We start from the raw sequence: 13115 nt of genomic DNA on the forward strand, positions 1-13115 counted from the left end.
AGCTCATCGGGACAGGTAATTTACCCTCTGACTGCAACTTGAGTGAACTTGGGTATAAAATAGTGTGTATCATAGCCTTTTTGCTCACCCCGAGCGATAAAAGCCCAAGACTCAAGTGAGGCGTAGTGACTAAGAACAAACTGTCCAAAGGCCAACAGCGTCGAGTGCAGGCGAATCATCAGCGCCGCCTCCGCAGTGACAATAAACCTGAGCTGGATGACAACCAACTCGGTGAAGCGCAGGATGGTATCGTCATCAGCCGTTTCGGCATGCATGCCGACGTGGAAGCAGCCGATGGCAAACAACATCGTTGTAATATCCGCCGTACCATTCGTTCACTGGTCACCGGTGATCGTGTAGTATGGCGCCCTGGGGTGGGGCCGCTCGAAGGTGTCAAAGGCATCGTCGAAGCGGTACATGAACGCACTTCAGTGCTCAATCGCCCAGATTTCTACGATGGTGTCAAACCCATCGCCGCCAACATTGATCAGATCGTCATCGTCTCAGCGATTCTACCGGAACTTTCACTCAACATGATTGATCGTTACTTGGTTGCCTGTGAAACACTGGCTGTGGAACCATTGATTGTGCTGAACAAAATCGATCTGTTGGATGATGGTGGGCGCAAGCGGGTCAATAACATGATGGGTATCTACCGTCATCTCGGTTATCGCGTTCTGGAAGTCTCCAGCCAGACCCGTGAAGGTATGGACGTTTTTGAGCAGGCACTGGTTGAGCGTATAAGCATCTTCGCCGGGCAATCCGGCGTTGGAAAATCCAGTTTACTGAATGCCTTGCTACCATCAACAGAAAAGCAAATTCTGGTAAATGAGGTTTCTGAGGTATCCGGTCTGGGGCAACATACCACCACAGCGGCACGACTGTATCACTTTCAACATGGCGGGGATGTTATCGACTCCCCTGGCGTGCGTGAGTTTGGTCTGTGGCATCTGGAACCTGAACAAATCACGCGTGCCTATGTGGAATTCCGCGACTATTTAGGCGGGTGCAAATTCCGCGATTGCCGCCACGATACCGATCCGGGCTGCGCTATTCGCCAAGCCGTCGAGAATGGAGCCATAGCGCAAGAACGTTTTGATAATTATCACCGTATTCTGGAAAGCATGGAGCAAGTTAAAACTCGCAAACACTTCCCAGATAGCGATAACTGATCGGCTGGTATAGAACACAGGTTCACGCAAACGACCACTAAAAGGCAATTCGCTGGTAAAACCAGCAACACACTGGTGTTGTATTTTCGACATCATGATTATGTGCATTTTTATACGTTTTCACGAGGTTAACGTGCTAGATAGTCTCAAGATTAAATTACAGTATTGGCTGCCAAAACTGGCACTGACCCGTCTTGCTGGTTGGGGAGCAGAAAAAGAAGCCGGTTGGTTGACGCAACAGGTGGTGAAACTCTTCGCCCGCTATTATCGTGTGGACATGCAGGAAGCACAGAACCCTGACCTAAATTCCTACGCCACCTTCAATGACTTTTTCGTGCGTCCATTGCGCGATGGTGCGCGCCCAATCGTCGCAGAACCTGATGTGCTAACCCTGCCTGCCGATGGCGCTATCAGCCAATTAGGCCCGATCCTTGATGATCAGATTTTCCAGGCTAAAGGCCACCACTACGGGCTAGAAGCCTTATTGGCAGGCAACTACTTGCTCGCGGAATCATTCCGCAATGGCCTGTTTGCTACCACCTATCTCGCCCCCCGTGACTATCACCGTGTTCATATGCCTTGTGATGGCACATTGCGTGAAATGATTTACGTGCCAGGGGATCTGTTCTCCGTGAACCCGTTAACAGCCGCCAACGTGCCAAACCTGTTTGCCCGTAATGAACGCGTGGTCTGCGTGTTTGATACCGTCGTTGGCCCAATGGTGCAGATCCTGGTAGGTGCAACCATTGTTGGCAGTATCGAAACCGTCTGGGCAGGTACTGTCACGCCACCACGTGAAGGCATTATCAAACGCTGGACCTATCCTGCGGAAGGGATGGAAGGTGCCATCTCGTTGGTTAAAGGTGACGAGATGGGCCGTTTCAAACTGGGGTCTACTGTGATCAATCTGTTCACTGCCGGCAGCGTGGAGTTCGCCCCTCATCTGAACAATGGCACCGTGACCCGTATGGGCCAGGCTTTCGCACAAATCGTGTCCATGCCAGACGCTAACATCACTTCGCCAAGCTAAGGAGCTGACGCTGTGCGCCTGATTATTTCATTACTGTTCAGCCTGTTATTCGTTCAACCGGTTCTGGGGGCGACGGTCCCCAACGAATCACAATTACAGCAGGAATTAAAACAGGTTGAGAGTAACAAAAATGCCCCTAATCAGGCGGAAACCATTGAAGCGTTGCAAAGTGCGCTAAACTGGCTTAATGAGCGTAAAGAGTCACAAAGCGACGCTGAACAGTTCCAGCGGGTGATCGACGGCTTTCCGAAGATGATACAAGAGTTGCATAAGCAACTCGCCGAAGAAGAAAGCAAAACCCCGTCCAATGGCGACAATCTGCCAACCAGCGAACTGGAACAACTGATCCTGCAAACCAGCAGTCAGTTATTAGAACAGGCACGTCTGTTACAACAAGAGCAGGAACGCTCACGGGATATCAGCGACTCTCTCAACCAATTGCCACACCAGCAAAGTGAGGCGAGACGCTTATTAGCAGAAGTACAACAGCGGCTACAATCCCAAGGGAAAAACCAAACTACGCCACTGGCACTGGCGCAGTTGGCACAATCACAAGCTGAATTGGCAGCCAGAAAAGCGAGAGTCGATGAACTGGAACTGGCTCAACTTTCCGCTAATAACCGTCAGGAATTGGCACGTGTCCGTGCCGAAATCCATAAAAAACGCCATGAAAAAACAGATATACAACTGCAGGCCTTGCGCAATAGCCTTAATAGCCAACGCCAGCGTGAAGCTGAGCTCGCACTAGAGAAAACCGAGCAATTAGCAGAGCAGAATAACGATCTGCCCAAAAGCATCAGCCAGCAGTTACAAATCAACCGCGAGCTGTCTACCGCCCTGAACAATCAGGCTCAGCAGATGGAGTTGATCTCTTCCCAACAACGCCAAGCCGCGGCTCAGACACTGCAGGTCCGTCAGGCGCTCACCTCAATCAGGGAGCAAGCACAATGGCTTGGAGCCTCTACGGCCTTGGGCGAGACACTGCGTGCACAAGTAGCTACGTTGCCAGATGCGCCCAAACCACAGCAGTTGGATCGCACTATGGCCAATCTGCGGGTACAACGTTTACAGTTCGAAAGTCAGTTGGAAAAGTTACCCCAGCAGGCGAGAAATCTGAAACAGGATGATGGTTCTCCACTGACCGATGCCCAACAACGCATTGTTGATGCCCAGATACGAACACAACGTGAACTGCTGAATTCACTCCTGTCTGGCTGTGATACCCAAATTCTTGAGCTGACCAAGCTAAAAGTTGCCAACACTCAGTTGGTGGATGCACTTAATGACATCCGTGATGCGACGCATCGCTACCTGTTTTGGGTCGCGGATGTCAGCCCGATAACACTCGCTTACCCACTTAATGTCGCCTCTGACCTGACCCGACTGCTGTCACTGGATACCCTCACCCAGCTCAGCGGCGCCTTTATGATGATGGTGACCAGCCGGGAAACAATAATCCCCCTTTTTGGGGCCGTCTTGTTGGTGATCTTGAGCATCAGTTCACGCAGGCACTACCACGCATTTCTCGCGCGGGCCAGCAGCAAAGTGGGTAAGGTGACACAAGACGAATTTTCGCTGACGTTACGTACTGTCTTCTGGTCAATTCTGGTGGCCTTACCCCTACCGGTATTATGGGCGGCAATGGGTTTTGGCCTGCAAAATGCTTGGCCGTATCCCGTCGCTGTCGCAATAGGGGATGGCGTCACCGCGACACTGCCCGTGTTATGGGTGTGTATGATCAGCGCAGCCTTTGCCCATCCGCAGGGGCTGTTTATCGCTCATTTCGGTTGGCCAGTGAAACAGATCTCCCTCGCCATGCGTTATTACAAGATGTCGATCTGGCTGATTGTGCCGCTGATTATGGCATTGATTACTTTTGACAATTTTAATGATCGTGAATTTGCCAGCACCCTCGGACGCCTGTGTTTTATCTTGTTATGCCTGGCGCTGGCACTACTTACTAACAGCCTGAAACGCGCCGGTATTCCGTTGTACCTGGATAAAAAAGGGAGTGGTGAGAATATCGTCAATAGCGCATTGTGGGGATTATTACTCTCAGCCCCACTGATTGCCGCATTTGCTTCGGCCATCGGCTACCTGACTACCGCCCAGAAACTACTGGCACGTTTAGAAACCTCGGTGGCCATCTGGTTCCTGCTATTAGTGGTTTATCATATTATCCGCCGTTGGATGTTGATCCAGCGGCGCCGCATTGCATTTGAACGAGCCAAGCAGCGCCGTGCTGATATTCTGGCCCAACGAGCCAAAGGTGAGGGTGAGTCAACACAGGCGCCCAGCAGCACAGAGGGGGCAATTGAGGTTGATGAGACAGAAATTGATCTTGATACCATCAGTGCACAGTCACTGCAGTTGGTACGCTCAATCCTGACCATGATTGCCCTGGTTTCAGTGATTGTTTTATGGTCCGAAATACATTCCGCATTCGCTTTTCTGGAAAATATTAAGCTCTGGGATGTGATGTCTACCGTCAATGGAGTCGAGACCGCCCTACCCATCACCATGGGTGCCGTGTTGATCGCCATTCTGGTCATCACCGTTACCATGCAACTGGTGCGTAACTTGCCTGCACTGCTGGAATTGGTGGTGTTGCAGCATTTGGATCTGACCCCTGGCACTGGCTACGCCATCACCACCATCACAAAATATTTGCTGCTGCTATTTGGCGCAATTCTCAGTTTCTCTTGGATTGGTATTGAATGGTCAAAGTTGCAATGGGTAGTTACCGCACTCAGTGTGGGCTTGGGCTTTGGTATGCAAGAGATCTTCTCCAACTTTATCTCGGGCCTGATTATTTTGTTTGAAAAGCCGATTCGTATCGGCGATACAGTCACCATCCGCAACCTGACGGGGAATATCACTAAAATCAACACCCGGGCGACCACCATTTCAGATTGGGACCGCAAAGAGATCATCGTGCCCAACAAGGCATTTATCACCGAGCAGTTTATCAACTGGTCGCTGTCTGACTCCATCTCTCGTGTGGTGTTGACCGTCCCGGCCCCCCCAGAGGCTGACAGTGAAGAGGTCACCAGGATCCTGATGACGGCAGCAGAACGCTGCGCGCTGGTGCTGGATAACCCGGCACCGGAAGCCTATCTGGTGGATCTGCAACAGGGTATTCAAATCTTCGAGCTGCGTATTTATGCCGCCGAAATGGTGCATCGTATGCCGCTGCGTCACGAGCTCCACCAGTTGATCCTCAGCGGTTACCGTGAGCACGGTATCACCTTGCCGTACCCGCCCTTCCAGGTTCGTCGCGAAACCCTCTCACGCCTGAACAATAATGGCCGCCCCGCGCAAGGAAACCCTGGCCGCGAACCTGGTGAGCTATAAAACAATCAGGGTTCAGTCAACTGAACCCTGATAACACAAGTGACAATACCCACTCACGCTTATGCTCGATCAACCGGAAACGCGATCACATCACTTAACTTTTCCGCCCCTAAGGCCAACATCACCAGGCGGTCAACACCCACCGCGACCCCAGCACACTCAGGCATGCCCTTTTGCAACGCGTCCAGCAAGTTATTATCAATCGGCTGAGCCGTCAAACCGCGCGCCACGCGCTTACGGTTTTCCTGCTCAAATCGCTGACGCTGTTCATTACCATCCGTCAGTTCACGAAAACCATTCGCCAGTTCAATGCCTTTGAAATAGACCTCAAATCGTTCCGCTACGCGGTGATCCTCGGTACTGATCTCGGCCAAAGCCGCCTGAGAAGCAGGAAAATGATAAACGAATGCCGGTTTATCCTGGCCAATGTAGGGCTCTACCCCCACGGTGAACAGCAGTTGCAATAACGTATCGCGATCCTCTTCCGTGTCAGCGATATTACTCAAATCAAGCTTCGCGGCAGCCTCACGCAATTGCGCTTTCTCGGCCGACAAGGGGTCTATCGCCAAATGGCGCTGGAAAGCCTGCTGATAAGAGAGTGTTTCTGCACTGCTGCAGTCCAATACCTGCTGTAACAGATCATCCACCTCATTCATCAGACGGTACATATCGAAATGCGGACGATACCATTCCAACATAGTGAATTCAGGATTGTGATACCGACCCGCTTCTTCATTACGGAAACTGCGGCACAACTGATAAATCGGCCCGCTCCCGGCAGCCAGCAGGCGTTTCATGTGATATTCCGGACTGGTCATCATGTATAACGTCAGGCCATCTGGCACACCTGGGCCAACGAAACGTGTTTGGAAGGGGACCAGATGGAGGTCAGTCACTGTCGCTTGACTCATTGTCGGTGTTTCCACTTCTAACACGCCACGATCAGCAAAAAAACGCCGGATTTCTGCCAATATCGCCGCACGCTTCAACAAATTGGCAATTGGGGCACTGGGTTGCCAGCTTGCCGTTTCGCTCATGATTATTACTCCGAAATAAAACAGGGGTGCAGTCTACTCGTATCCAGCCAAGCAAACAAATCATAAGAAAGCGAGCGTTGGGCGCCTAATTAAAATCATAAAGAACATATTAACTATACAAATCACAGGTAATAACCTCGCTCGAAAGCAACGCCAAGATATCTTATTATTTTTTGCCCAAATGCCTTTCGTTTTATGGTTAAAAGGCAAAATAATCGATCACATCAAATTTATCCTACTTAAGATTAGTTATAATTACGTCCTCATATCCGGTAGGGGTTATCTATCCTTAGTTTTTAAGTTGTCAGATTAATATATCGCCGAAATAAATTAGCAGGCGAATTATGTTGTAAATATTAAGTATAGATATGAAATTGATAGTATTAACAAGAACTTTGGAGGAGTGCAGTGCAAACCTTTAACGCCGACCTAGCCATTATTGGCGCAGGGGGAGCAGGTTTACGGGCAGCAATCGCCGCCGCAGAAGCCAACCCCCAGCTAAAAATTGCCCTTATATCAAAAGTTTACCCAATGCGCAGCCACACTGTGGCCGCCGAAGGAGGCTCTGCAGCAGTCACTCAGCCCCACGACAGCTTTGACTATCACTTCCAGGACACCGTTGCTGGTGGTGACTGGTTGTGTGAACAAGATGTTGTTGATCATTTTGTCCATAGTTGCCCACAGGAAATGACCCAGCTTGAGCTGTGGGGCTGCCCTTGGAGCCGTAAGCCGGATGGTTCCATTAACGTTCGGCGTTTTGGTGGCATGAAGATCGAACGCACCTGGTTTGCCGCCGATAAAACCGGCTTCCATATGCTGCATACCCTGTTCCAGACTTCACTGAAATACCCACAAATCCAACGCTTTGATGAGCACTTTGTACTGGATGTGCTGGTGGATGATGGTCAAGCTCGTGGCTTAGTCGCCCTGAACATGATGGAAGGTACCCGCGTACAGATCCGTGCCAATGCGGTCATTCTAGCGACCGGGGGTGCTGGCCGTGTTTATCGTTATAACACCAACGGCGGCATCGTCACCGGTGACGGTATGGGGATGGCATTCCACCACGGTGTTCCTTTGCGTGATATGGAGTTCGTTCAGTATCACCCAACAGGTCTACCGGGTTCCGGCATTCTGATGACCGAAGGCTGCCGTGGTGAAGGCGGTATTCTGGTCAACAAAGATGGCTACCGTTACCTGCAAGACTACGGTATGGGCCCAGAAACCCCATTGGGCGAGCCAAAGAACAAATATATGGAACTGGGCCCGCGTGACAAAGTTTCGCAGGCTTTCTGGCACGAATGGCGTGCTGGTCGCACCATCCCTACGCCACGCGGCGATGTGGTCTACCTGGATCTCCGTCATCTGGGTGAGAAAAAGCTGCTGGAACGTTTGCCATTTATCTGTGAATTGGCAAAAGCTTATGTTGGCGTTGACCCGGTTAAAGAGCCGATCCCGGTTCGTCCAACCGCGCACTACACCATGGGTGGGATCGAAACTGATCAAAACTGTGAAACCCGTATCAAAGGGTTGTTCGCTGTCGGTGAATGTTCTTCCGTCGGCCTGCACGGTGCCAACCGCCTGGGCTCCAACTCACTGGCTGAACTGGTGGTCTTTGGCCGTGTAGCGGGTGAAAATGCAGCTCGTCGCGCACTGGAAGCCACCCCTGCTAACGACAGTGCTCTCGACGCACAAGGTCGCGATGTTGAAACACGTCTCAGCAACCTGATGAAGCAAGAAGGTAATGAGAACTGGGCTAAAATCCGCGATGAAATGGGTCTGTCAATGGAAGAAGGTTGCGGGATCTACCGTACACCTGAACTGATGCAAAAGACCGTCGATAAGTTGGCTGAATTGAAAGAGCGCTTCAAGCGCGTCAAGATCACTGACTCCACCAATGTGTTCAACACCGATTTGCTGTATACCATCGAATTGGGTTACGGCTTGGATGTTGCCGAATGTATGGCCCACTCCGCGTTGAACCGTAGAGAATCACGCGGTGCACACCAGCGTCTTGATGAAGGCTGTACCGAACGAGACGATGTGAACTTCCTGAAGCATACGCTGACGTTCCATAACCCGGATGGCGCACCACGCCTGGAGTATAGCGACGTGAAAATTACCAAATTGCCACCAGCGAAGCGTGTTTATGGCGCAGAAGCTGAAGCACAGGAGAAAAAGGATAAGGAGCAAGCGAATGGCTGAGATGAAAACCATAAAAATCGAAGTCATGCGCTATAACCCGGAAAGCGACGCTGAGCCGCATTTCGAAACGTTTAGCGTACCTTACGATGAGCAGACTTCGCTGCTGGATGCACTGGGCTATATCAAAGATAACCTGGCACCCGACCTGTCCTACCGCTGGTCATGCCGTATGGCTATCTGCGGCTCCTGCGGCATGATGGTCAATAGCGTGCCGAAACTGGCATGTAAAACCTTCCTGCGTGAATACACTGCGGGCATGAAGGTAGAAGCGTTAGGCAATTTCCCGATTGAGCGCGATCTAGTGGTCGATATGACCCACTTTATCGAAAGCCTGGAAGCGATTAAACCCTACATCATCGGCAATGATCGCAAACCAGCAGAAGGGACCAACCTGCAAACGCCTGCGCAAATGGCCAAGTATCACCAGTTCTCCGGTTGTATCAACTGTGGCTTATGCTATGCCGCCTGCCCACAGTTTGGACTCAATCCGGAATTTATCGGACCAGCCGCCATTACCCTGGCACACCGTTATAATCTTGACAGCCGTGACCACGGCAAGAAAGAACGTATGCCGCAACTCAATGGGCAAAACGGTGTTTGGGCCTGTACGTTTGTTGGCTACTGCTCTGAAGTCTGTCCGAAGCATGTCGACCCCGCCGCTGCCGTACAGCAGGGCAAGGTGGATAGTGCCAAAGACTTCATGATAGCAATGCTGAAACCGCAATAAGGGAGGGGAGACAGCAATGACAACACAACGTAAACCCTATGTACGTACCATGACGCCGACCTGGTGGAAACAGTTGGGTTTCTACCGTTTCTATATGCTGCGTGAAAGCACATCATTCATGGCCGTGTGGTTCAGTATCGTGCTGCTCTACGGAGTATTTGCGCTTAAAGGTGGCCCTGAAGGCTGGGCTGGGTTTGTCGGTTTTCTGCAAAACCCAATCGTGCTATTGATTAATATCGTGGCTCTGTTGGCTGCAGCGCTGCACACTAAAACCTGGTTCGATTTGGCACCCAAGGCAGCTAATATCATCGTAAAAGACGAGAAAATGGGGCCGGAGCCAATTGTTAAAGCCCTGTGGGCGGTGACAATTGTCGTTACGGTAGTCATTCTCGCCGTAGCGTTACTGTAATCCGGAGGAAACATGATAAATCAATCACCTAAACGCTCTGATGAGCCGGTTTTCTGGGGATTATTTGGCGCAGGTGGTATGTGGGGAGCGATTGTTGCCCCTGCAATCGTGCTGCTTGTCGGGATCTTGCTACCGCTAGGCCTGTTCCCTGGCGATGCCTTGAGCTATGACCGCGTATTGGCGTTTTGCCAAAGCTGGATTGGCCGCCTGTTCCTGTTGCTGATGATTATTCTGCCACTATGGTGTGGGCTGCACCGCATCCACCACGCCATGCATGACCTGAAAATCCATGTGCCTGCTGGCAAGTGGGTCTTTTATGGTCTGGCAGCCATCCTGAGTGTGGTTACCCTGATCGGGGTTGCTACTCTGTAACCTCTCTGGCGGTCAACTTTCGTTGGCCGCCAATTCTCCCTACAGCTCTACCTGAATTTTTCTCTTCTGCTGTTTAGTTGATTGCAGATCTATACTGTTTATCTGTACCGATAAATAGGAATAAGCCATGAACTTCTGGTCAAAGCTTTCTGTCATATTATCTGCCCTGCTTGCGGTGGCCTGTAGCGTCAGTCCGCCAAAAGATGTCAAGGTTGTCGATAACTTCGACAGCACACGTTATCTTGGTACTTGGTATGAAATCGCTCGCCTGGACCATCGGTTTGAACGGGGTTTACAGCAAGTCAGCGCCAATTACAGCCCACGAGAAGATGGGGGTATAAAGGTGATTAACCGCGGTTTTGACGTTAAAAAACAACAATGGAAAGCCAGCGAAGGTAAAGCTTATTTCATTGGCCCACCACAGACCGCCTCATTAAAGGTCTCTTTCTTCGGCCCTTTTTACGGTGGCTACCATGTGATCGAACTGGATCCTGAATACCGTTACGCTCTGGTTTCTGGGCCAAGTAAAGATTACCTGTGGATCCTGGCGCGTACACCGACACTCGATAGCGCTACGCGGGAAAGATTGGTTCATATCGCCAAAGGATATGGTTTTAACACTGAAGCCCTGCTCTGGGTCGAGCAGCGCCCCGGCCAATAACCACTGACCCACTAACTGCTAAGTTTCAGCCCTAAAATGCCGGCGATAATTAAGCACAGGCTAAGAATACGCATCATACTGGCAGATTCGCCAAGTAGTATCATGCCCATTATCGCCGCCCCCACCGCCCCAATACCGGTCCACACGGCATAAGCGGTACCTGCTGGTAATGTTTTCATCGCATTGGCCAGCAATATCATACTGGCAGCCATAGCGGCAAGCGTAATCAAACTGGGCATTAAGCGGCTAAAACCGTGGGTGTACTTCAAGCCAATAGCCCAAACGACCTCTAACAGCCCGGCAAAAATGAGGATAATCCACGCCATGAAACGGCTCCCAAACAAATAGGGTCGTCCCCGGATAAAAGAAGCGCAGGTGGGTCGTCCCATCTGGCTGAGTAGATAATTATCCCCTAGGGTTTGAATGACCATGGGGATAATTTGCAGAGGCCACAGGGGGTGACCTCTTTCAACAACGGCTTATTTAACGCGAGAAACGTATTCGCCAGAGCGGGTGTCAACCTTGATCACTTCGCCAATCTGCACGAATAGTGGGACCTTAACAACAGCACCGGTGCTCAGCGTAGCGGGTTTGCCACCTGTACCCGCTGTATCACCTTTCAAACCAGGATCAGTATCAACGATTTCCAGTTCAACAAAGTTTGGTGGTGTCACCGCAATTGGCTGACCATTCCATAACGTCACAATACACTCTGCTTGATCCAGCATCCACTTGGCACTATCACCAATCGCTTTTTCATCCGCAGCCAACTGTTCAAAAGTTTCGTTGTTCATGAAGTGGTAGAACTCACCATCGTTGTACAAGTAGGTGAGGTTCATATCAACAACATCGGCACCTTCGGCAGAGTCGGTAGATTTAAACGTTTTCTCAACACGGGTACCGGTCAATAAACGGCGCATTTTAACACGTGCAAACGCCTGACCTTTGCCGGGCTTGACGAACTCGCTGGATTCGACAGCGTAAGGTTCGCCTTCGAACATGATTTTAAGACCCGGACGGAAATCGTTGCTAGAATAAGTCGCCATGATGGCCCTCTGAATAATTAAACTGGTAGCTTAGCCAAAAAAATGGCACACATTATAACCCGAAATACACCGCATAGAGAAGATTGGTTACATCAACTTGCCGATGTTATTACCGATCCCAATGAATTGCTGCAGCTTTTATCACTGAATAATCACCCCGAACTACTGCAGGGGGGTGACGCTCGCCGCCTATTTGCCCTGCGCGTACCCCGTACCTTTGCCGCCCGTATGCGCCATGGCGATGCCAACGACCCATTACTGCGACAAGTTTTAACCAGCAGTGCTGAGTTTATCAACACCCCCGGCTTTACTGTCGACCCGTTAGATGAACAACGCAGCGTAGTACCGGGTTTACTCCATAAATATCGTAATCGCGCCCTTCTGTTGGTCAAAGGGGGTTGTGCCGTCAACTGCCGCTACTGCTTCCGCCGCCATTTCCCTTATCAGGATAATCAGGGTAACAAAGCAAACTGGCTACAAGCGTTGGATTATATCCGCCAACACCCGGAACTGGATGAAATTATTTTCTCCGGTGGCGATCCATTGATGGCCAAAGACCAGGAGCTTGATTGGCTGATAGGTGAACTGGAGAACATTGCGCATCTCAAGCGGCTACGTATCCATACCCGTTTACCAGTGGTGATCCCCGCCCGCATCACCACCACGCTTTGCCAGCGTCTATCAGCATCGCGCTTGCAAGTATTGATGGTGACCCATATCAATCATGCCAATGAAATTGACCAGGAACTGTGCGCCAAGATGACGCAGTTACGCCACGCTGGTGTGACATTACTCAATCAAAGCGTATTACTGCGAGGCATCAATGATTGTCCCGATACGCTAGCTGCGCTCAGCCACGCCCTGTTCGATGCAGGTATCTTGCCCTACTACCTTCATCTGCTCGATAAAGTACAAGGTGCTGCGCATTTTATGGTCAGTGATGATAAAGCTAGAGTGATTATGAAAGGTTTGTTAAGCCAGGTTTCAGGTTACCTGGTACCACGCTTAACCCGCGAAGTCGGTGGGGAAGCCAGCAAAACACCGCTGGATCTGCATCTGATGGAAAAATAATGGCTTGTTATACGAAAGAGGAATGCCAGCG

The 13115-nt window shown here is 50.8% G+C and carries 12 protein-coding genes; 9 read left to right on the forward strand and 3 right to left on the reverse strand.

The window, feature by feature from the left end; all coding sequences use genetic code 11:
* The first annotated feature begins 125 nt into the window (after nt 1–125).
* The 3 genes from rsgA (at nt 126) to mscM (ending at nt 5556) form a co-directional block, all read left to right on the forward strand.
* Entirely contained in the window at nt 126–1172 is a 1047-nt protein-coding gene (gene rsgA / locus ACX9GV_RS16080) for a small ribosomal subunit biogenesis GTPase RsgA (protein ID WP_473196187.1), read from the forward strand.
* A 133-nt stretch (nt 1173–1305) separates the two neighbouring features.
* Nucleotides 1306–2202, forward strand: a complete 897-nt coding sequence (gene asd, locus ACX9GV_RS16085) for an archaetidylserine decarboxylase (protein ID WP_473196188.1) — start codon at nt 1306–1308, stop codon at nt 2200–2202.
* Nucleotides 2203–2214: 12 nt separating this feature from the next.
* Nucleotides 2215–5556, forward strand: a complete 3342-nt coding sequence (mscM, locus tag ACX9GV_RS16090; protein WP_473196189.1) for a miniconductance mechanosensitive channel MscM — start codon at nt 2215–2217, stop codon at nt 5554–5556.
* Between the two features lie 59 nt (nt 5557–5615).
* Here the strand turns inward: mscM and epmA are convergent, their stop codons facing one another.
* Entirely contained in the window at nt 5616–6593 is a 978-nt protein-coding gene (gene epmA / locus ACX9GV_RS16095) for an elongation factor P--(R)-beta-lysine ligase (protein WP_023489440.1), read from the reverse strand.
* Nucleotides 6594–7001: 408 nt separating this feature from the next.
* On the opposite strand from epmA, the gene frdA reads away from it, so the two are divergent.
* From frdA to blc, 5 genes are all read left to right on the forward strand, one after another.
* Nucleotides 7002–8798, forward strand: a complete 1797-nt coding sequence (gene frdA, locus ACX9GV_RS16100; RefSeq protein ID WP_473196190.1) for a fumarate reductase (quinol) flavoprotein subunit — start codon at nt 7002–7004, stop codon at nt 8796–8798.
* Nucleotides 8791–9525 (forward strand): succinate dehydrogenase/fumarate reductase iron-sulfur subunit, encoded by a 735-nt coding sequence (locus tag ACX9GV_RS16105; protein ID WP_023489438.1) that lies wholly within the window; start codon nt 8791–8793, stop codon nt 9523–9525. Before frdA ends, ACX9GV_RS16105 begins: the two co-directional genes overlap by 8 nt.
* A gap of 16 nt (nt 9526–9541) precedes the next feature.
* Nucleotides 9542–9934, forward strand: coding sequence for a fumarate reductase subunit FrdC (gene frdC, locus ACX9GV_RS16110; protein ID WP_023489437.1), 393 nt, complete (start codon nt 9542–9544; stop codon nt 9932–9934).
* A gap of 12 nt (nt 9935–9946) precedes the next feature.
* A complete protein-coding gene (frdD, locus tag ACX9GV_RS16115; RefSeq protein WP_023489436.1) occupies nt 9947–10306 on the forward strand; it encodes a fumarate reductase subunit FrdD in 360 nt (119 codons plus the stop codon).
* A 127-nt stretch (nt 10307–10433) separates the two neighbouring features.
* Nucleotides 10434–10967: an outer membrane lipoprotein Blc gene (gene blc, locus ACX9GV_RS16120; RefSeq protein WP_473196191.1), complete on the forward strand. Its 534-nt coding sequence runs from the start codon at nt 10434–10436 to the stop codon at nt 10965–10967.
* Between the two features lie 11 nt (nt 10968–10978).
* Here blc and sugE read toward each other — a convergent pair whose 3' ends face one another.
* Both sugE and efp read right to left on the reverse strand, forming a co-directional pair.
* A complete protein-coding gene (gene sugE / locus ACX9GV_RS16125) occupies nt 10979–11293 on the reverse strand; it encodes a quaternary ammonium compound efflux SMR transporter SugE (protein WP_473196192.1) in 315 nt (104 codons plus the stop codon).
* Nucleotides 11294–11446: 153 nt separating this feature from the next.
* The gene (gene efp, locus ACX9GV_RS16130) at nt 11447–12013 is read right to left on the reverse strand and encodes an elongation factor P (RefSeq protein WP_037384432.1); all 567 of its coding nucleotides are present in this window, start codon (nt 12011–12013) and stop codon (nt 11447–11449) included.
* A gap of 42 nt (nt 12014–12055) precedes the next feature.
* On the opposite strand from efp, the gene epmB reads away from it, so the two are divergent.
* Complete coding sequence (gene epmB / locus ACX9GV_RS16135) at nt 12056–13084, forward strand: EF-P beta-lysylation protein EpmB (RefSeq protein ID WP_473196193.1); 1029 nt, start codon at nt 12056–12058, stop codon at nt 13082–13084.
* Nucleotides 13085–13115 lie beyond the last annotated feature (31 nt).

The organism is Serratia sp. 25CWL12, from assembly GCF_055790885.1.